We start from the raw sequence: 18,912 nt of genomic DNA on the forward strand, positions 1-18,912 counted from the left end.
GGAGAACGCTATTATGCCAGCCCGCTCGTCTCGAAGCCGGGCCTGGCGACGGCGATGGCCGATCGGCCAGGGCGCACTCGGCCGAACGCGGGTGATGGCGGGCGAGCCCGCCATCTCGGCGTCCGCGCACCGGCCCACGGCTACTTGCGGGCGCCGCGCAGCTCGGTCACGATCCGCTGCAGCGTCTCCGGCGTCGCGAGCGCCGGGTCGATCGGCTCGCCGACGGCGAGGCTCAGCCGGCTCATCACACCTTTGCTGATCGGCCGCGGCCAGGTTGCGTCCACCGCGCGCGAAAACACGCTGCCCCACAGCCCGCGCAACGCCATCGGAATGACGGGCGCCGGCGTCCGCCTGACGATCTCGGCGACGCCGTGGCGAAACGGATTCAGCTCGCCGGTACGCGTCAGCTTCCCTTCGGGAAAGATACAGACGAGTTCGCCGTCCGCGAGCGCCTGCGCGCACAGGTCGTACGCACGCGCGAGCAGCGCCGCGTCCTGATGCGCGGACGCGATCGGAATCGCCTTCGCGTGCCGGAACAGCCAGCCGACGAACGGCGAGCGGAAGATCTGGTGGTCCATCACGAAGCGGATCGGCCGCGGGCTTTCGGCCATGATGACGATCGCATCGACGAAACTGACGTGGTTGCACACGAGCACCGCCGCGCCCTGCTCCGGAATCCGCTCCGCGTGCACGAGCCGGATCCGGTAGAACGTATGCACGAGCAGCCACGCGATGAAGCGCAGCAGGAACTCGGGCACGAGCGAATAGATGTAGCCCGCGACCACCACATTCAGAAGCGCGGTGACAAGGAAGATCGCCGGAATACTGAAGCCCGCGGCGGTCAGGCCCACCGCCATCAGCGCCGACAGGATCATGAACAGCGAATTGAGGATGTTGTTCGCGGCGATGATGCGCGCGCGATGGCTCGGCTGACTACGACTCTGGATCAGCGCATACAGCGGCACGCTGTAAAAGCCGCCGAACATCGCGAGCAGGAACAGGTCGGCGAGCACGCGCCAATGCGCGAGCCGCGCGAGAAATTCGCCAACGCTGAGCAGATGCCCCGCCGGCGGCAGCGCGTGGCTCGCGAAAAAAAGATCGATCGCGAACACGCTCATGCCGATCGAGCCGAGCGGCACGAGGCCGACTTCGATCCGCCGCTTCGAGAGCCGTTCGCACAACAGCGAGCCGATGCCGATGCCGATCGAAAACGTGGCGAGCAGCACGGTCACGACGTCGGGATCGGCGGACAGCACGTCCTTCGCGAAGTTGAAGAACGACGCGAGGAACGTCGCGCCGACGAACCACAGCCACGAAATGCCGAGCAGACCAAGAAACACCGTGCGGTTTTCGTGCGCGAGCTTCAGATTGCGCCACGTTTCGCTGACCGGGTTCCAGTTGATGCGCAACCCGGGCTGCGGCGCGGGCGTAGCCGGCACGAAGCCCGACACGGCGCGCCCGATCAGCGCGATCGCGATACACGCGCAAGCGAGCACCACCGCGCCATGCTCGGCGAACCCCGCGCCCGCGCCGCCGACGATCGTGCCGATCAGGATCGCGACGAAGGTGCCCATCTCGACCATGCCATTGCCGCCGACCAGCTCCGCCTGCGACAGATGCTGCGGCAGATACGAGTACTTGACCGGCCCGAATACCGTCGAATGCACGCCCATCAGGAACGTGCACAGGTACAGCAACGGCGCGCTGTGCAGCCAGAACCCCGCGCCGCCGACCAGCATCACCGCGATCTCGAAAGTCTTGACGAGGCGCGTGAGCAACGCTTTGTCGTACTTGTCCGCGATCTGGCCGGAAGTGGCCGAAAACAGCACGAAAGGCAGAATGAAAATCGCGGAGATCAGGAACGCCGCGGTTTTCGGGTCGACGCCCGAAAACCGCGCCGCCTGATACGTGACGAGCGACGTGAAGCCGATCTTGAACACGTTGTCGTTCATCGCGCCGAGAAACTGTGTCCAGAAGAACGGCGCGAAGCGGCGCTGGCCGAGCAGGCGGAACTGGGATTCGTGCGCTTCGTGCGCGCGAGCGGCGCGGCGGGCAGCGGGCAACGGACGATCGTTCATGAAGTCAGGAGAACGGCGCGGAAAAATGGCGATGACGCGGGCGGCACGGCCGGCAAGCGGATCGCCGCGACTCGCGCACGCGGCTCCCGCAATCCGTCCGCACCAGCTCCAGACACAAAAAAAGCGCCCGCTTGCGCGCGCGCCCTGTCGGCGGATTCGCGCTCGCGGCGACGGCCGGAGCGCGACCTTCGAGCCACGCGCATCAACGCGCCGGCTGCTGGTCCTGTCCTTCCTGCTCTTCCGGCCAGTCGCGGATATAGGCCTTCAGCATGCGGTTCTCGAACCCCTGCTCCTCGACCACCGCCTTCGCGACGTCGTAAAACGAGATGACGCCCATCAGCGTGCGGCTTTCCATGACGGGCAGATAGCGCACGTGATGCTCGAGCATCATGCGGCGCACTTCGTTGACGTCGGTTTCGGGCGTGCAGGTGAGCGGATGGTCGTCCATCACCTTGCGGATCGTCGAGGTGCCGACGCTGCCGCCGTTCTCGCTCAAGGTCAGAATGATTTCGCGAAACGTCAGCATGCCGACGAGGTCGCCGTACTCCATCACGACGAGCGAGCCGATGTCGTGCTCGGCCATGGTACTGACGGCGTCATGCAGCGTGGTATCCGGCGTGACCGTAAAAAGGGTATTGCCCTTGACTTTAAGAATGTCGCTGACTCGCATGATCTATCTCCTGATACCGCCAATCTTGCAGTGCATGAAATGTTTTTTCGATCCTATCGGAAAGGCCCATAAAAGGAAAGCGGCCCGCCAGCCAAGGCGCGGCGGGCTTCGGAGACTCGAATTCGTCTGACTTCCAGACTGCGAGCATGCCCCGCTCCCGGCACGAGCCGCAGGAACCCGCGGGAAAACCGCGCTTGAAGCGGCGCGCGCCAATGGTAGGATGGCCGCCCACCCCGATCTTTCGCGAGGCCGCTCGCGGCCCGCCGCCCACGATGTCCGCCAACCGTTTCGATACGCTTGCGCTGCACGCCGGCGCAGCCCCCGACCCTGCCACCGGTGCGCGCGCGACGCCGATCTACCAGACCACGTCGTTTTCGTTCCGCGACTCGGATCATGCCGCCGCGCTGTTCAACATGGAACGCGCCGGCCACGTCTACTCGCGCATCTCGAATCCGACCGTCGCCGTGTTCGAGGAGCGCGTCGCCGCGCTCGAAAACGGCGCCGGCGCGATCGGCACCGCGAGCGGCCAGGCCGCGCTGCATCTGGCGATCGCGACGCTGATGGGCGCGGGTTCGCACATCGTCGCGTCGAGCGCGCTGTACGGCGGCTCGCACAATCTGCTGCATTACACGCTGCGACGCTTCGGTATCGAGACGACCTTCGTCAAGCCCGGCGACCTCGACGCGTGGCGCGCCGCGCTGCGCCCCAACACGCGCCTGCTATTCGGCGAAACGCTCGGCAATCCGGGCCTCGACGTGCTCGACATCGCCGCGCTCGCACAGATCGCGCACGCGCACCGCCTGCCGTTGCTGGTCGACTCGACCTTCACGACGCCCTACCTGCTGCGCCCCTTCGAGCACGGCGCCGACCTCGTCTACCACTCGGCGACCAAGTTTCTCGGCGGCCACGGCACGACGATCGGCGGGGTGCTGGTCGACGGCGGCACGTTCGACTTCGAGGCTTCCGGCCGCTTTCCCGAATTCACCGAGCCGTACGACGGTTTCCACGGCATGGTATTCGCCGAGGAAAGCACCGTCGCGCCGTTCCTGCTGCGCGCGCGTCGGGAAGGCTTGCGCGACTTCGGCGCGTGCCTGCATCCGCAGGCCGCGTGGCAGCTGCTGCAAGGCATCGAGACACTGCCGTTGCGCATGGAGCGTCACGTCGTCAACACACGGCGCGTGGTGGAGTTTCTCGCCGGTCATGCGGCGGTCGAATCGGTCGCCTATCCCGAGTTGCCGACGCATCCCGACCACGCGCTCGCCAGGCGGCTGCTACCGCGCGGCGCGGGCGCCGTGTTCAGCTTCGACCTGCGCGGCGACCGCGCGGCCGGGCGCGCCTTCATCGAAGCGCTCACGCTCTTCTCGCACCTCGCGAACGTCGGCGACGCGCGCTCGCTGGTGATTCACCCGGCATCGACGACGCACTTCCGCATGGATGCCGCCGCGCTCGCCGCGGCCGGTATCACCGAAGGCACGATCCGTCTGTCGATCGGGCTCGAAGATCCGGATGACCTGATCGACGATCTCAAGCGCGCGCTGAAGGCCGCGCAAAAAACCGCGCAACCGGCGAGCGGCGGTCGTACCGCAACGCCGAGCAGCGCCTCACAACAGACCGCCACTGCCGCGCCCGCCGCCACGAGCACCCCCGCCCGCCCGGAGTCCGCATGATCGTCACCGTTCAAGGCAAACCGGCCTACGCCTACACCGGCGGCAAACCCTTCGAAGCGAGCCTGCCAAGCGCCGTGTTCATCCACGGTGCCGAGCACGATCACAGCGTGTGGGCGCTGCAAAGCCGCTACTTCGCGCATCACGGCTTCGGCGTGCTCGCGGTCGATCTGCCGGGCCACCGACGCAGCGCCGGCCCCGCGCTCGCCAGCATCGCCGCGCTGGCCGACTGGCTCGCTGCGCTGCTCGACGCCGTGGGCGTCACGCGTGCGTTCGTCGCCGGTCACAGCATGGGCTCGCTGATCGCGCTCGACTTCGCCGGCCGCTATCCGCAGCGCGCAACGCATCTTGCGCTGCTCGCCACCGCGCTGCCGATGACGGTCTCCGACGCGCTGCTCGACGCCGCGCTCAATCGCGAGCCCGAGGCAATCGGCATGGTCAACCAGTGGTCGCATTCGACGCTCGCCGCGAAGCCCTCGTGCCCCGGCCCCGGTTTCTGGCTGCACGGCATGAACCAGCGGCTGATGGAGCACGTGTCCGCCAGCGGCGAGCCGCATCTGTTCCACACCGACTTCACCGCCTGCCATACCTATGCGCACGGCCACGCTCGTGCGGCGCAGGTGCGTTGTGCCACGCGCCTGATCGTTGGCCGGCGCGATGCGATGACGCCGCCGCGCGCGGCGAAAGCGCTTGCCGATGCGCTCGCGCAGGCGGGCACGCCGGTCGACACCGTCACGCTCGATGCGGGCCACGCGTTGATGACCGAGCAACCCGACGCGACGCTCGATGCGCTGTACGGCTTCGCTTCGCGGCCGCCGCACGAAGCGGGCTGAAGGCGCGCGCGATGGCCGCTCGCCGCGCGCCTCGGCGCTCCGCGGGCGGCCGTCGGGAATGCCGTTGCGAATCGCCACCGAATCACTATCGAACGACCACGATACCCACGCCGAACCCGCCGCGCCATCTGCCGAATGGCCAGGTTGCGCCAGGCAGGCGATCGCCGGAGAATGATTGAAGCTGTCTTTTTCAGCCTCCGGAGGCCGTCATGGCTCATACAGCACATACCGATCACTTCGCGAACTTCGCGGAGTTTTATCCGTACTACCTGAGCGAGCATCGCAATCTCGTGTCGCGGCGGCTGCATTTCGTCGGCTCGCTCGGCGTCATTGGCTGCCTCGCGATGGCGCTCGCCACCGGCGACTGGCTATGGTTGCCGGCGGCCGTGGTGTGCGGCTACGGCTTCGCGTGGGTCGGCCATTTCTTCTTCGAAAAGAACCGGCCTGCCACCTTCCGTCATCCGTTTTACAGCCTGATGGGCGACTGGGTGATGTTCAAGGACATCTGCGTGGGGAAGATTTCGTTGTAGTTTTATCGGGGCGGCTCGAAGTCTGGCCGCCCTATCACGCTGCCTGGTGCGGCATCGAAGCCGCCGCGCGCTCGCCATCGCCGGGTCGCGCCGTCCGTGCCGCCGCGCGCGAGGCGAGCAACGCGGCAAGCGTCACCTTCAGCTGGTCGTTGTCGAGCGCGGCGAGCAGCATGCCGCCGTCCACGCGTGTGGAGTCGAGTTCGAGCTGATACGTAAGCTCCGCGCGGTCGATCACGAACAGGTCGTACAGCCGCTGCACGGTCACCTGCGCCGGGTTCGCGAGGAGCACGAAGTGCGGGTCGGTATGGTCCTCCTCCAGCCGCGCGATCCACTCGATCTCCTCGAGACGCTGCAACAGCATCAGCGTCGTATCCTTGTCGCGGCGAAGCATCCGAGCAAGCTCGGGCATCGTGTAGCCGCGTCTGCCGCCCTCACGCGCCTCGCACAGCCGCGCGAGCAATTCGAGCGAATCGAACAGATTGCTGCCATAGAACACAGGGCGGTGAAACTGACCGATGCGAATCGCCGGCAACGCCGATGCGATCATCGCGCCGGTCAGCGTGATGAACCAGCACAGGTACATCCACACCAGGAACAGCGGCACCGCGGCGAACGCGCCGTACACCGCCGTATAGGTCGGAATACGGCGCACGTAGTAGCCGAAGCCGCGCTTGGCGAGCTCGAACGCGAGCGCGGCGATCACGCCGCCGACCACCGCGTCGCGCCATTCGACACGGCAGTTCGGCAGATAAACGTAAAGGATCGTGAACGCGAGCATCGTGAACGGCAGCGAGGCGCTCGCGAGCGCCCATGCGATCAGCGGTGTGATGCGCTGCGCGGCGCTAAACGACATCGATTGCGTGAACACATACGACGAGATGGACAGGCTCACGCCGATCAGGATCGGACCGAGCGTGATGATCGCCCAGTACACGAGAATGCGCTGCGCGACGGGCCGCGCCTTGCGCACGCGCCAGATCACATTGAACGCGGACTCGACGGTCATCATCGTCATCACCGCGGTGACGAACAGGATGATCATGCCGATCGTGGTCAGCCCTTTGGCCTTCGATGCGAACTGGTTCAGATACTTGAAGATCTGATCGTTCAGTTGCGCGGGCATCAGGTGGTCGGCAAGAAAAAACTGCAGCGACACCTGGAACGAGCTGAAGATCGGAAACGCGGTGAACAGCGCAAACGCGACGGTGGCGAGCGGCACGAGCGCGAGCATCGTCGTGAACGTCAGGCTGCCCGCGACCTGCGGAATCCGGTCCTCGCCGATGCGTTGCGCCGCGAATTGCGCGAGCCGTTTGAGCGTGTCGAGATCGAAACGCACCCTAACCAACAAACCTGCCTCCTTGCTTGCTGAACCGTCAGACCGGGACTGCGGGAACTCCGCACGGCGTTTGGCCGAAGCGCCTGGCCGAACGGCTATGTACGGCCTGTGCAACTGACCGAACCCCTATAATACCTGTTCAATGATGAGGCCTATGAAAGACATTCTCGTGCTTTATTACAGCCGTCACGGCGCCACCCGCGAGCTCGCGCTGGCGATCGCGCACGGCGTCGACAGCGTCCCCGGCATGCAGGCGCGCGTGCGCACCGTGCCGGCGGTTTCCACGGTTTGCGAGGCGAGCGAGCCGGACATTCCCACCGAAGGACCACCGTACGTCGAGCTGCGCGACCTCGAAGAATGCGCGGGCCTCGCGCTCGGTTCGCCGACCCGCTTCGGCAACATGGCGGCCGCGCTCAAATACTTTCTCGACGGCACCACGCCGCAGTGGCTATCCGGTGCACTGTCGGGCAAGCCGGCCTGCGTGTTCACGTCGACCGGCAGCCTGCACGGCGGCCAGGAATCCACGCTGCTGTCGATGATGCTGCCGCTGCTCCATCACGGCATGCTGATCGTCGGCATTCCATACACGGAGAGCGCGCTGTCCACCACGCAGACCGGCGGCACGCCGTACGGCGCGTCGCATTACGCGCGCGCGGGCACGACCGGCCATGGCATCTCCGCCGACGAACGGACGCTGGCGATTGCGCTTGGTGCGCGCGTTGGGCGCACGGCGGCGTCGATGTCCGAAAGGCCGTGAGCGTAAAGCCGTGAACGAACCGGATCCGCAACCCACCGAACGCGATGACGCCCGTCGTGACGCGGGTGGCGCTGAACTCTCGGCCACGAACTCCGGGGGCCACGCGAACGCGGCGCCCGCAAGCCTCGCGGCCAACGCGTCGGCATCTACGACCGTCGTGCCCGTGCAACCCAAAGCTGCCGCCGCGCTCGTCGCCGCTTTCACACTGGTCTCGATGATCGTGCTTGCCGTCGCATGGGAATGGTGGCTCGCGCCGTTGCGCTCTGGCGGCTCGCTGCTCGTGCTGAAAGCGTTGCCGCTACTCTCCGCGTTGCCGGGCGTGTGGCGACGTCGGCTTTACACGATGCAATGGGCGTCGATGCTGATCCTGCTGTATTTCGCCGAAGGCGTCGTGCGTGGCTGGAGCGATCATGGCTTGAGCGCGCGGCTCGGCTGGCTTCAAGCGGCGCTCGCCATGATCTTCTTCACCTGCGCACTCGCGTATGTCGGACCGTTCAAGCGCGCGGCGAAACGAGCCGCGAAACAGGCCGCGAAACAGGCCGCGAAGCAGGCTGCAAATCAGGCTGCAAATCAGGCTGCAAAGCAAGCCGCCAGCGAACCGCCCCCGCCCGCCTGAGGCCCAAGCCCCAACACCGTCAACCGATCCACATGACCCACACCGCTTTTCTCGCCGCCTGCCGCGACGCCATCGGCGCGACTTACGTACTGACCGATCCGCACGACACCGCTCCCTTTCTGACCGACTGGCGCCGCCGCTACACCGGCGCGGCCTGCGCGGTGCTGTGCCCGGCCACGTCCGCGGAAGCCGCCGCGCTCGTCAGGCTCGCGGTCGAACATTGCGTCGCGCTGGTGCCGCAGGGCGGCAATACCGGCCTCGCGGGCGGCGCGACACCCGACGCGAGCGGCGCGCAGGCGGTCATCAGCCTGCGCCGCCTGAATCGCGTGCGCGACATCGATCCGCACAACAACACGATCACGGTCGAAGCCGGCGTGATCCTCGCCGACGTGCAGAAGCACGCCGAAGCGGCCGGGCGTCTGTTTGCGCTGAGCCTCGCCGCCGAAGGCAGCTGCACGATCGGCGGCAATCTGTCGACCAACGCGGGCGGCACCGGCGTGCTGCGCTATGGCAACACGCGCGAGCTATGCCTCGGCCTCGAAGTGGTGACGCCGCAAGGCGAACTGTGGGACGGCCTGCGCGGGCTGCGCAAGGACAACACCGGCTACGATCTGCGCGACCTGTTCATCGGCGCGGAAGGCACGCTGGGCCTGATCACCGCGGCGGTGCTCAAGCTGCATCCGCAGCCGGCCGCGCGCGTCACCGCGCTCGCCGCGCTCGCTTCGCCGCATGCGGCGCTCGATTTTCTCGCGCTCACGCAACGCGTCGCCGGGCCGCTCCTGACCGGCTTCGAACTGATGTCGGATTTCTGCCTGCGCCTCGTCGGCCGGCATTTCGAGCAGATGCGTTATCCGTTCGCCGAACCACATGCGCAGGTCGTGCTGCTCGAACTGTCGGACAGCGAAAGCGAAGTGCACGCGCGCACGCTGTTCGAGGGGCTGATGGAAACCGCGCTCGAACAAGGTCTCGTGGAAGACGCCGTGGTGGCGGAAAACCTCGCGCAGTCTCGCGCGTTCTGGAATCTGCGCGAGCACATTCCGCTCGCCCAGGCCGAGGAGGGCCTGAACATCAAGCACGACATCGCGGTGCCAATTTCACGCATCGGCCACTTCATCGAAACGACCGATGCGGCAATCGCGCAAGCCGCACCGGGCGCGCGCATGGTCACGTTCGGCCATCTCGGCGACGGCAATCTGCACTACAACGTGCAGGCGCCCGAGGGCGTCGATGCGAAGGCGTTTCTGCGGCAGTACCAGAGCCCGATCAACCGGATCGTCTACGACAGCGTCGATGCGCATCGCGGCAGCATCAGCGCGGAACACGGACTCGGCCAGTTGAAGATCGACGAAGCCGCCCGCTACAAGCAGGACGTCGAGGTGCGGATGATGCGCGCGATCAAGCAGGCGCTCGATCCGCTCAACCTGATGAATCCGGGCAAGGTGCTACGCTAATATCTGAAGCCTGCGCGATCCGGCGCGCAGGCGTTTTGCAGGAGTCGCGTCCGTGAAGATTCGCGTGCTGTCCGATCTGCATCTGGAAAACGACGAGCCTGAACTGATCCCGCATGCGCAGGCGGATCTCGTGGTGCTGGCGGGCGACATCCACAATCATGCGGCCGGCCCGCGCTGGGCCGCGCAGGCGTTCGACGACACCGTGCCGGTCGTCTACGTGCCGGGCAATCACGAGTACTACGACGGTGAATTCGGCGCGCTGGAGAGCGCGATGCTCGACGCGGCCGCGCAGGTCGACAACGTGCATGTGCTGAACAACGCCGCGCTGGTCGACAGCCAGGGCCGCTGGCGCGTGCTCGGCACGACGTTGTGGACCGACTTCGCGCTGTACGGCGCGACGCCGGATGCAATCGAGGAATCGATCGTCGCCGCGCGCCGGGTCATGCTCGACTATCGCGGGCTGATCCAGATGAACTGGCCGCACGACCCGCGCGACGCCGCGCGCGACTTCACGCCCGCCGATTCGCTCGCGCTGCACCGGCATGCGCGCGCGTGGCTCGAAAGCGAGCTTGCCAAACCGTTCGCCGGCCAAACGATCGTGGTCACGCATCACGCGCCGCATCGGCTGAGCCTGGCCGGGCGTTTTGCCGAAGACCGCGTGTCGGCGGGCTTCGTCAACCATCTGCCCGAGCTCGTGCGCGCGCCTGTCGCATTGTGGATTCATGGCCACACGCATACGTCGTTCGACTACGTGGTGGACGGCACCCGCGTCGTGTGCAATCCGCGCGGCTATTTCGACCGGCGCACGCGCCAGTGGGAAAATCCGCTGTTTGCGTGGGACAAGGTCGTCGAGATCTAGCGGGTGCTAGCGGGCCTCTTGCATCAGCTCAACCCGCCGCCGCTCACCGCTCGCGCCGCGGCGCATCCTGTGACTCGACCTCGACCGGCACGAGCTGCGGTTGCTGTTCGCGCATGCGGCGCAGCAGATCGCGCGACGCGGCGACGCCGATCAGTCCAAACATGACGGCCAAGCCGATCATCAGGTGCGTATCCATGAGTGTGTCGTCCTTCAGTGGTTGCGAGGCGCCGAACGGCGCCGAATCCAGCGCGTCCGGCCGGAGCGGCGACGCGTGAACGACACGTTAACAAATCGACTGCGCGGGAGAAGTAAAGAAATGTTGCGGCGCGGCGCGTGTGTAACAGGCTGTCACTCCGCGTGCCCACTCCGCGTGCCACACTCCGCGTGCCGCACTCCGCGTGCCGCACTCCGCGTGGCGCTCGAACGTCAATGCATGACGAGCAGACCGTTCAGGTCCGCGCGAACTGCCGCAACTCCTCCTGATCCGCCGCCAGCGTCGAAGGCAACTCGTCGCGCAGAAATTCGACCCACGTGCGGATCTTCGCATCGAGATACTGCCGCGACGGATACAGCGCATACAGATTCATCTGCTGCGACGTGTACCCGGGCATCAGCCACACCAGTTCGCCGCTGCGCAAACGGCTGATCGCCGAGTAGATCGGAATCAGCGCTACGCCCATGCCCTGGGCGACGGCCACGACCATCGCCTCGGCCACGTTCACCTGAAACGTCGCCGCGCCGAGCGAGACGACTTCCTCGCCGTTCGGGCCGTCGAAGGTCCATTTGTCCGGCGGATTCACCGGCGTCACCATCTGCAGGCAGGTGTGCTGCGCGAGGTCCGCAGGCGTTTGCGGCACGCCGCGCCGTTCGAGGTACGCCGGCGACGCGCACGCAATGCTGAACGCGCTGCCAAGGCGCTGCGACACGAGCCCCGAATCCGGCAGGCCGGTCGCGAGCGTCAGCGACACGTCGAAGCCTTCGTCGAGCAGATCGGGCATGCGCTGCGCGAGCGTCAGTTCGATATGCACGTCCGGGTAGCGCTGCTGGTAACGGCCCACGGCCGGCACCACGTAGTGCTGGCCGAAGCTCGTCATCGCGTGCACCTTGAGCTTGCCGGACGGACGCGCGTGCGCGTCGCTCGCCTCGGCCTCCGCCTGATCCACGTACGCGAGAATCTGCTCGCAGCGCTGCAGATAGCGCTCGCCAGCTTCGGTGAGCGCGATGCGGCGCGTGGTCCGGTTCAAAAGCCGCGTGCGCAGATGCGCTTCCAGATCGGAAACCGCGCGCGACGCGTAGGCCGTCGTCGTATTCAGATGCTGCGCGGCGCCCGTGAAGCTGCCCGCTTCGACGACGCGGACGAAAACGCGCATGTTTTGAAGCGTGTCCATACCTATCCTCAGAAATCGGCAGCGATTGTTACACGATCAGCAATGGCGATTGTCTCATGTCTGGTAAAAATGCCTTGCATCATTACCGGTTATTCCGCAATCGATCAAAAAATATAATTGCGCACAAGCTTCTATAGTCAAATTTGGAGGAAATCGTGCAGTCTCCGGTACCCAAAGGGATCGCCGCAGCCGCGGTTCTTACGATCCTATTAACAATCGCCGGATGCGCAAGTACCGGAGGCGTCGCGCCGCAAACGCACACGATCAATCCTGCGTCGCTCGATGCGGGCAACGCAATCCGCGCCGCCAACGCCGACGCGCAGTGGCCCGCCGCCGACTGGTGGCGCGCCTATGACGATCCGCAGCTGGACCAGTGGATCGCGGACGCGCAAGCCGGCAATCCCAGTCTCGCGGTCGCCCAGGCGCGCGTGCGTGAGGCGGCGTCGATGGCCGGCGTCGCGCGCGCGGCGCTCGCGCCGCAAGTCAACGGCAGCCTGTCGATCCAGCGCCAGCAGTGGGCCGACAACGTGTTCTACGGTCCGGGGCCGCTCGCGGGCGAGCAGTCGTGGAACAACACCGGCACGCTCGGCCTCGCGTATCACCTCGATTTCTGGGGCAAGGACAAGAACGCCGCCGAGCGCGCGCTCGACCTCGCGCACGCCAGCGCCGCCGACGCGCGCGCCGCGCAGCTCGAACTGCAGGCGAACGTCGTGCGCACCTATATCGAGATGTCGCTGAACTACGCGTTGCTCGACATCGCGAAGGCCACGCTGCAGCAACAGCAGCAGATCGTCGACCTCGCGAACCGGCGCCTGAAGGGCGGCATCGGCACGCAGCTCGAAGTGAGCCAGGCCGAGACACCGATGCCCGAGTACGAGCGCCAGATCGATGCGATCGAGGAGAAGATCGCGCTCGGCCGCAATCAGTTGGCCGCGCTCGCGGGCAAGGGTCCGGGCGCCGGCGACGCGATCCAGCGCCCGGCGCTGTCGCTCGCCGCGCCCGCTGGTCTGCCGGCCGCGCTGCCCGCGGATCTGATCGGCCACCGGCCGGACGTGGTCGCGGCACGCTGGACGGTCGCCGCGCAGGCGCGCGGCATCGACGTCGCCAAGGCCGGGTTCTATCCGGACATCAACCTGCTCGCCTCGATCGGCGGCTATGCGGCGATGGGGCCGCTGTTCCAGTTCCTGAAGAGTCCGTCGCATAGCTGGAGCGTGGGTCCCGCGCTGACGCTGCCGATCTTCGACGGCGGCCGGCTGCGCTCGCAGCTCGGCGCGGCGTCGGCGGGCTACGACGAGGCCATCGAGCGCTACAACCAGTCGATCGTGGGCGCGCTGAAGGACATCTCCGACCAGGTGATCCGCATCCGTTCGCTGACCACCCAGGCCGACGACGCCGACCGCTCGGTCGCCGCCGCGCGCAGGAACTACGAGCTGTCGCGCGAAGGCTACCGGCGCGGCTTGAGCGACTATCTGAACGTGCTGGTCGCGCAAAACCAGTTGCTGCGCGCGCAGGAAGGCGTCGCCAAAGTGCAGGCCGAGCGGCTCGGCGCGCATGCGTCGTTGATGACGGCGCTCGGCGGCGGTCTCGACGATCCGGCCAACGGTCCGCGGGATAACGAAACGTTGCCGGCGCATGGCAAGGGCAGCGGCGAGAGCAAGAGCGGCGCGGCGAGTAGCGACACGGCAACAGCGGATGCCAACGTCAACGCCAAGACCAACGCAGTCATCACCGCCACCACCGCCTCGCGCGCCCCGAACGCGCCCGCGTCCGAGTAAGGAAGGTCATGTCCTCCTCGCCCTCCCCGTCGAGCGCGCGCCCCGCCTCGTTCGCCGCGCTCTACGAAGCCGCCGCCCACTGGGCGCGCACCGACGGCCTCGTATGGATCTATCTGTTCAAGTCGCTCGCCGCGTGCTTCCTCGCGCTCGGCATCGCGATGAAGCTCGATCTGCCGCAGCCGCGCACCGCGATGACCACCGTATTCATCGTGATGCAGCCGCAAAGCGGCGCAGTGTTCGCGAAGAGCTTCTACCGGATCTGCGGCACGCTGGTCGGTCTCGTCGTGATGCTCGCGCTGATCGGACTGTTCGCGCAGCAGCCGGAGCTGTTCCTCGTCACGACCGCGATCTGGGTCGGCATCTGCACCGCCGGCGCCGCGCGCAATCGCAACTTCCGTTCGTACGGCTTCGTGCTGGCGGGCTACACGGCCGCGCTGATCGGCATCCCCGCTTCGCAGCATCCGGACGGCGCGTTCCTGAGCGCGCTCACGCGGGTCGCGGAAGTGGTGATCGGGATCATCTGCGCGGGTGCGGTCAGCGGCCTCGTGTTTCCGCAGTTCGCCGGCCTGCAGATGCGCGGCACCGTGCGTGCGCGCTTCTCGGCGTTCGTGGAGTACGTGTCGGCGTCGCTTGCCGGGCGCAACGACCGCGCCCAGATCGAGGCGACCAATGCGCGCTTCGTCGCCGACATCGTCGGGTTCGAGGCCGCACGCAGCATCGCCGTGTTCGAAGGCCCCGATTCGCGGATGCGCGGCGGGCGCCTCGCGCGTCTGAACAGCGAGTTCATGACCGCGTCGACGCGCTTTCACGCGCTGCATCAGCTGATGAACCGTCTGCGCGACAGCGGCACGCACGGCGCGGCGATCGCGATCGCCGCGCTCGAACCGTACTTCAAGGAGATCGCGCCGTTGCTCGCGAAGTCGGGCGAGCCGGTGCTGAGCGCGGCCGACGCCGCGCACGCCGCGGCCCAGCTCGACACCTACAGAAGCGAGTTGCCCAAACGCGTGCGCGCGACGCGCGACGAGCTCGAAACGCACCCCGACGCGCCGTTGCTCGATTTCGACACGGGCGCCGAGCTGCTGTACCGCTTCATCGACGACCTGCATGCGTACGCGGCGACCTACGCGTCGCTCGCCGTCGACAAGCACGCGCGCGAACGCTGGATCGAGCGCTACGAGCCGAAAACCAACGCGATCGCGGCCGGCGTCGCGGGCCTGCGCGCGGCCATCGTGATGATGGTGCTCGGGGCGTTCTGGATCGCCACCGCGTGGCCGAGCGGCTCGACGTTGACGCTGGTCGCAGCGGCCGTGTGCGCGCTCGCGTCGGCGTCGCCGGATCCGAAGCGCACCGCGTTCAAGATGGCCGGCGGCACGGTGCTCGCGACGCTGATGGGCATGATCGCGGTGTTCGGCGTGTATCCGCACATCGACGGCTTCGTGATGCTGTGCGTCGCGCTCACGCCGTTCCTGCTGCTCGGCGTGTTGATGACCACGCGTCCGACGCTCGCGGGCTACGGCGTCGGCTACTGCATCTTCTTCTGCTTCCTCGCCGGCCCCGACAACGTGATTCACTACGACCCGAGCGCGTTCATGAACGATGCGCTCGCGCTGGTGCTGTCGATGCTGGTGTCGTCGATCGCGTTCGCGGTGTTGCTGCCGCCGTCGACGCCGTGGCTGCGCAACCGCCTGCTCGTCGACCTGCGCCGCCAGGTGGTGCTGGCCGGCCGCGCGGGTCTGGCACGCGTGCGCTCGCGCTTCGAAAGCGGCGCACGCGATCTGATGTTCCAGATCAACGCGCTGTCGCAGAACGAGCCCGAAACGAAGCGCGACACGCTGCGCTGGCTGTTTTCGGTGTTGGAGGTCGGCAACGCGGTGATCGACCTGCGCCGCGAAATCGCGACGCTGCCCAACGAGCCGCGCTACCACCAAGCGGCACCGTGGCGCGTCGCGCTGCGCGCGCTGCGCGATGCGCTCGCGGCGCTGTTCGAGCGGCCGCGGCAGCAGCACTTCGCGCGCGCGCTCGCGGCGACCGCCGATGCGATCGCGCAAGTGCAGCAGCTGATGGCCGGCTTCACGCCATCGCGTGAAGAACGCCATCAGCTGTTGCGCATCCTCAGTCAACTGCATTTCATCCGTACCGCGCTGCTCGATCCGCAGTCGCCGCTTGCCTCGGCGATCGGCGCGCGCGCGGACGCATCAGAAGAAAAAGGAGTTCCTCATGCCGCGTGATATCGCCGTGCTCGATGCCTATGTGCCAGCCATTGTGCTGCTGTTCATCGCGGGCGCCGCGCTGACCTGGCTCGTCGATCGCGTGATCGCCTATACGGGCCTCTATCGCGTGGTGTGGCACCCCTCCCTGTTCCGGGCCAGCTTGCTCGTGTCCGTGTGCGGCCTTCTCGGCCTCGCCGTTTATCGTTGATCAGAGTCGAAACATGACCATCCGAAATCTTGTGGGCTTCATCGCGACAGCCGTCATTTTCATCGTCGCGATCGTGATTGGCCGCGTGCTGTGGGTCCATTACATGGACGAACCGTGGACCCGCGACGGCCGCGTGCGCGCCGAGATCGTCAACGTCGCGCCGGACGTGTCGGGCGCGATTGTCGATCTGCCGGTCAAGGACAACCAGTTCGTGAAGAAGGGCGACCTGCTGATGCAGATCGATCCGTCGCATTACCAGATCGCGGTCGAGCAGGCGCAGGCCGCCGTTGCCGCGCGCAAGGCCGAATTGCAGATGAAGCGCGACGACGCGCAACGGCGTGCCGACATGGATTCGCAGGTGGTGTCGAAGGAAAGCCGCGAAAACGCGACGCATACCGCGTCCGCCGCCGATGCCGCCTATCAGCAGGCACTCGCCGCGCTCGACGCCGCGAAGCTGAACCTCGAGCGCACGCGCGTGGTGTCGCCGGTCGACGGCTACGTGACGAACCTGTCCGTGTTCCGCGGCGACTATGCGAGCGCGGGCGCCGCGAAGCTCGCGATTGTCGATAGTCACTCGTTCTGGGTGTATGGCTACTTCGAGGAAACCAAGCTGCCGCACGTGCGCGTCGGCGATCAGGCCGAAGTGCGGCTGATGAGCGGCGGCACGCTGCAAGGTCACGTGGAGAGCATCTCGCGCGGCATCTACGACCGCGACAATCCGCAAAGCCACGAACTGCTCGCGGACGTGAATCCGACCTTCAACTGGGTGCGCCTCGCGCAGCGCGTGCCGGTGCGCGTGCGGATCGACTCGGTGCCGCCCGACGTGATGCTGGCGGCGGGCACGACCTGCACGGTGGTGGTGCGGCCGGGGACGGGCTCCGGCTCCTCGTTGGCCAACGCGAGCTGACGCCCGCGCCGCCTTTTATAGCCTGAACTGCCCCACCATCGCCTTCAGCCCGCGCGCCTGATCGTCGAGCGAGCGGGCCGCGGCGGTGGCCTCCTCCACCAGCGCGGCGTTCTGCTGCGTGCCCGAGTCCATCTGCGTGACCGCGAGACTGATCGCCTCGATACCGGCGCTCTGCTCGGACGACGCCGCCGAAATCTCGCCCATGATGTCGGTCACGCGCTTCACGGCCTTGACGACTTCGTCCATCGTCTGACCGGCGTCAGCGGCCAGCGTCGAGCCGTTGCCGACGCGCTCGACCGAAGCCTGGATCAAGCCCTTGATCTCCTTGGCGGCCGCCGCGCTGCGCTGCGCGAGATTGCGCACTTCCGCCGCGACGACCGAAAAGCCGCGCCCCTCCTCGCCCGCGCGCGCCGCCTCGACGGCCGCGTTCAACGCGAGGATGTTGGTCTGAAACGCGATCCCCTCGATCACGCCGATGATGTCGCCGATGCTGCGCGCGCTGTCGTTGATGTCGTTCATCGTCGCCACCACGCGGCTCACGACCGCGCCGCCCTGCTCGGCGATCGCCGACGCGTTGTTCGCGAGCGTGCTCGCCTGCTTTGCGTTGTCGGCGTTCTGACGCACCGTCGAGGTCAGCTGCTCCATGCTGCTCGCGGTGCGCTCGAGCGCAAGCGCCTGCTGCTCGGTACGCTGCGACAGATCGAGGTTGCCCATCGAAATCTGCGCGGACGCGGTCGCGATCGCATCGGCGCTCGACGCGATGTCGGCAACCGTCGTCGCGAGTCCGCTTTGCATGTCGGACAGCGCGAACAGCATGCTCGCACGGTCCTTGCCGCCGAGCGCGATGCGGTTCGACAGATCGCCCGCGGCGATGCGGCGCGCGATCTCCTTCGCGTACGCGGGCTCGCCGCCGAGCTGCGCGGTGAGCCGCCGCACGACCCACGCGGCGATGCCGAACGCGAGCACGATCAGTGCGAACGTCATCACCGCGATCATCACGAACGACGAGTGATAGATGAAACCGGACGCGTCGATCGTCGCCTTCGCGGCGGTGCCGCGCTGCGCGACGAGTTCGTCGACGAGCTTTTCGAGCTTGCCGGTTTCGACGAGCAGCGACACGTCCTGCGTGCCGACCTGCCAGTTCATCTGCGACAGATCGAGCGGCTGCGCTTTCACGAGCGTGACGAAGTCGCGCAGGTGACTGCTCCATGCCGCGACCGCCGCGGCGAACGCCTTCTGCGCGCCGACCGCCTTCGCGTCCGACTTATCGACGTACTGCTGGAGCGTGCCCATCTGCTCGTTGAGACCTGCGAGGCCGCGCTCGATGTCGGCCCCGAGTTCGTCGCGCTCCTTCGCGGTGGTCGCGGTGAGCAGCATCTTTTGCGCGCGGCTCGCGCGCAGCATGTGGCCGCGCGCTTCCTCGGCGGCGCGGCTCGCGACGTGGCCCTGGTCGTAGATCGATTGCGCGGACGCGTTCAGCCGGCCGATCTGCAGCAGCGAAAACACGCCGATCAGCAGCGTGCCGGCGAGCAGAATCGCAAACGCGATCCGCAGCGTCGCCTTGACCGACAGGCCGTTGAACTTCGTTGCCGCTGCGCTGTGTGCCACTGCTTTCATCATCCCCGTCCCC

The 18,912-nt window shown here is 66.9% G+C and carries 17 protein-coding genes; 11 read left to right on the top strand and 6 right to left on the bottom strand.

Annotated features, from left to right (window positions below; genetic code table 11):
• Positions 1–140 precede the first annotated feature (140 nt).
• Entirely contained in the window at positions 141–2,078 is a 1,938-nt protein-coding gene (locus tag OKW29_RS29480; protein ID WP_429293560.1) for an MFS transporter, read from the bottom strand.
• Positions 2,079–2,280: 202 nt separating this feature from the next.
• A complete protein-coding gene (locus OKW29_RS29485; protein WP_429293561.1) occupies positions 2,281–2,748 on the bottom strand; it encodes a CBS domain-containing protein in 468 nt (155 codons plus the stop codon).
• A 272-nt stretch (positions 2,749–3,020) separates the two neighbouring features.
• Here OKW29_RS29485 and OKW29_RS29490 point away from each other — a divergent pair, with 272 nt between their 5' ends.
• The 3 genes from OKW29_RS29490 to OKW29_RS29500 all read left to right on the top strand — a co-directional run bounded on the left by OKW29_RS29490 (position 3,021) and on the right by OKW29_RS29500 (position 5,775).
• Positions 3,021–4,415: an O-acetylhomoserine aminocarboxypropyltransferase gene (locus OKW29_RS29490; RefSeq protein ID WP_429293562.1), complete on the top strand. Its 1,395-nt coding sequence runs from the start codon at positions 3,021–3,023 to the stop codon at positions 4,413–4,415.
• Positions 4,412–5,245, top strand: a complete 834-nt coding sequence (locus tag OKW29_RS29495; RefSeq protein WP_429293563.1) for an alpha/beta fold hydrolase — start codon at positions 4,412–4,414, stop codon at positions 5,243–5,245. The genes OKW29_RS29490 and OKW29_RS29495 overlap by 4 nt, the downstream gene beginning before the upstream one ends.
• A gap of 209 nt (positions 5,246–5,454) precedes the next feature.
• A complete protein-coding gene (locus OKW29_RS29500) occupies positions 5,455–5,775 on the top strand; it encodes an Mpo1-like protein (RefSeq protein WP_184006183.1) in 321 nt (106 codons plus the stop codon).
• Between the two features lie 34 nt (positions 5,776–5,809).
• Here the strand turns inward: OKW29_RS29500 and OKW29_RS29505 are convergent, their stop codons facing one another.
• On the bottom strand, positions 5,810–7,123 hold the full coding sequence (locus OKW29_RS29505; RefSeq protein WP_429293564.1) for a YihY family inner membrane protein: 1,314 nt from the start codon (positions 7,121–7,123) through the stop codon (positions 5,810–5,812).
• A 142-nt stretch (positions 7,124–7,265) separates the two neighbouring features.
• Between OKW29_RS29505 and wrbA the strand changes: the two genes are divergently transcribed.
• From wrbA to OKW29_RS29525, 4 genes are read left to right on the top strand one after another with little or no spacing between them, the layout of a single operon-like run.
• Positions 7,266–7,868, top strand: a complete 603-nt coding sequence (gene wrbA / locus OKW29_RS29510) for an NAD(P)H:quinone oxidoreductase (RefSeq protein ID WP_090801006.1) — start codon at positions 7,266–7,268, stop codon at positions 7,866–7,868.
• 10 nt (positions 7,869–7,878) lie between these two features.
• Positions 7,879–8,484, top strand: a complete 606-nt coding sequence (locus tag OKW29_RS29515; RefSeq protein ID WP_429293565.1) for a DUF2069 domain-containing protein — start codon at positions 7,879–7,881, stop codon at positions 8,482–8,484.
• A gap of 32 nt (positions 8,485–8,516) precedes the next feature.
• The gene (locus OKW29_RS29520; RefSeq protein WP_429293566.1) at positions 8,517–9,935 is read left to right on the top strand and encodes an FAD-binding oxidoreductase; all 1,419 of its coding nucleotides are present in this window, start codon (positions 8,517–8,519) and stop codon (positions 9,933–9,935) included.
• Between the two features lie 52 nt (positions 9,936–9,987).
• Positions 9,988–10,794 (top strand): metallophosphoesterase, encoded by an 807-nt coding sequence (locus OKW29_RS29525; RefSeq protein WP_429293567.1) that lies wholly within the window; start codon positions 9,988–9,990, stop codon positions 10,792–10,794.
• A gap of 43 nt (positions 10,795–10,837) precedes the next feature.
• Here OKW29_RS29525 and OKW29_RS29530 read toward each other — a convergent pair whose 3' ends face one another.
• Both OKW29_RS29530 and OKW29_RS29535 read right to left on the bottom strand, forming a co-directional pair.
• Complete coding sequence (locus tag OKW29_RS29530) at positions 10,838–10,990, bottom strand: hypothetical protein (RefSeq protein WP_167544144.1); 153 nt, start codon at positions 10,988–10,990, stop codon at positions 10,838–10,840.
• A 253-nt stretch (positions 10,991–11,243) separates the two neighbouring features.
• Complete coding sequence (locus OKW29_RS29535; protein WP_429293568.1) at positions 11,244–12,182, bottom strand: LysR family transcriptional regulator; 939 nt, start codon at positions 12,180–12,182, stop codon at positions 11,244–11,246.
• A 155-nt stretch (positions 12,183–12,337) separates the two neighbouring features.
• On the opposite strand from OKW29_RS29535, the gene OKW29_RS29540 reads away from it, so the two are divergent.
• Genes OKW29_RS29540 through OKW29_RS29555 form a run of 4 tightly spaced genes read left to right on the top strand, consistent with a single transcriptional unit; the run spans position 12,338 to position 17,282 of the window.
• Positions 12,338–13,957 (top strand): efflux transporter outer membrane subunit, encoded by a 1,620-nt coding sequence (locus OKW29_RS29540; RefSeq protein ID WP_429293569.1) that lies wholly within the window; start codon positions 12,338–12,340, stop codon positions 13,955–13,957.
• A gap of 8 nt (positions 13,958–13,965) precedes the next feature.
• Positions 13,966–16,185, top strand: coding sequence for an FUSC family protein (locus tag OKW29_RS29545; RefSeq protein ID WP_429293570.1), 2,220 nt, complete (start codon positions 13,966–13,968; stop codon positions 16,183–16,185).
• Positions 16,175–16,375 carry a DUF1656 domain-containing protein gene (locus OKW29_RS29550; RefSeq protein ID WP_018421177.1) on the top strand — a complete coding sequence of 67 codons (201 nt, stop codon included), beginning with the start codon at positions 16,175–16,177 and terminating at the stop codon, positions 16,373–16,375. The genes OKW29_RS29545 and OKW29_RS29550 overlap by 11 nt, the downstream gene beginning before the upstream one ends.
• A 13-nt stretch (positions 16,376–16,388) precedes the next feature.
• Positions 16,389–17,282, top strand: a complete 894-nt coding sequence (locus OKW29_RS29555; RefSeq protein ID WP_429293571.1) for an efflux RND transporter periplasmic adaptor subunit — start codon at positions 16,389–16,391, stop codon at positions 17,280–17,282.
• A gap of 15 nt (positions 17,283–17,297) precedes the next feature.
• Here OKW29_RS29555 and OKW29_RS29560 read toward each other — a convergent pair whose 3' ends face one another.
• Complete coding sequence (locus tag OKW29_RS29560; RefSeq protein WP_429294966.1) at positions 17,298–18,899, bottom strand: methyl-accepting chemotaxis protein; 1,602 nt, start codon at positions 18,897–18,899, stop codon at positions 17,298–17,300.
• Positions 18,900–18,912 lie beyond the last annotated feature (13 nt).

Source organism: Paraburkholderia sp. CI3 (assembly GCF_050436505.1).
Classification (GTDB): domain Bacteria; phylum Pseudomonadota; class Gammaproteobacteria; order Burkholderiales; family Burkholderiaceae; genus Paraburkholderia; species Paraburkholderia tuberum.

Excerpts from the sequence above, each read along its gene's own strand:
- OKW29_RS29480 (WP_429293560.1), bottom strand. The coding sequence starts at position 2,078 with ATGAACGATCGTCCGTTGCCCGCTGCCCGCCGCGCCGCTCGCGCGCAC.
- OKW29_RS29485 (WP_429293561.1), bottom strand. The coding sequence starts at position 2,748 with ATGCGAGTCAGCGACATTCTTAAAGTCAAGGGCAATACCCTTTTTACG.
- OKW29_RS29490 (WP_429293562.1), top strand. The coding sequence starts at position 3,021 with ATGTCCGCCAACCGTTTCGATACGCTTGCGCTGCACGCCGGCGCAGCC.
- OKW29_RS29495 (WP_429293563.1), top strand. The coding sequence starts at position 4,412 with ATGATCGTCACCGTTCAAGGCAAACCGGCCTACGCCTACACCGGCGGC.
- OKW29_RS29500 (WP_184006183.1), top strand. The coding sequence starts at position 5,455 with ATGGCTCATACAGCACATACCGATCACTTCGCGAACTTCGCGGAGTTT.
- wrbA (WP_090801006.1), top strand. The coding sequence starts at position 7,266 with ATGAAAGACATTCTCGTGCTTTATTACAGCCGTCACGGCGCCACCCGC.
- OKW29_RS29520 (WP_429293566.1), top strand. The coding sequence starts at position 8,517 with ATGACCCACACCGCTTTTCTCGCCGCCTGCCGCGACGCCATCGGCGCG.
- OKW29_RS29530 (WP_167544144.1), bottom strand. The coding sequence starts at position 10,990 with ATGGATACGCACCTGATGATCGGCTTGGCCGTCATGTTTGGACTGATC.
- OKW29_RS29535 (WP_429293568.1), bottom strand. The coding sequence starts at position 12,182 with ATGGACACGCTTCAAAACATGCGCGTTTTCGTCCGCGTCGTCGAAGCG.
- OKW29_RS29545 (WP_429293570.1), top strand. The coding sequence starts at position 13,966 with ATGTCCTCCTCGCCCTCCCCGTCGAGCGCGCGCCCCGCCTCGTTCGCC.
- OKW29_RS29550 (WP_018421177.1), top strand. The coding sequence starts at position 16,175 with ATGCCGCGTGATATCGCCGTGCTCGATGCCTATGTGCCAGCCATTGTG.
- OKW29_RS29555 (WP_429293571.1), top strand. The coding sequence starts at position 16,389 with ATGACCATCCGAAATCTTGTGGGCTTCATCGCGACAGCCGTCATTTTC.
- OKW29_RS29560 (WP_429294966.1), bottom strand. The coding sequence starts at position 18,899 with ATGAAAGCAGTGGCACACAGCGCAGCGGCAACGAAGTTCAACGGCCTG.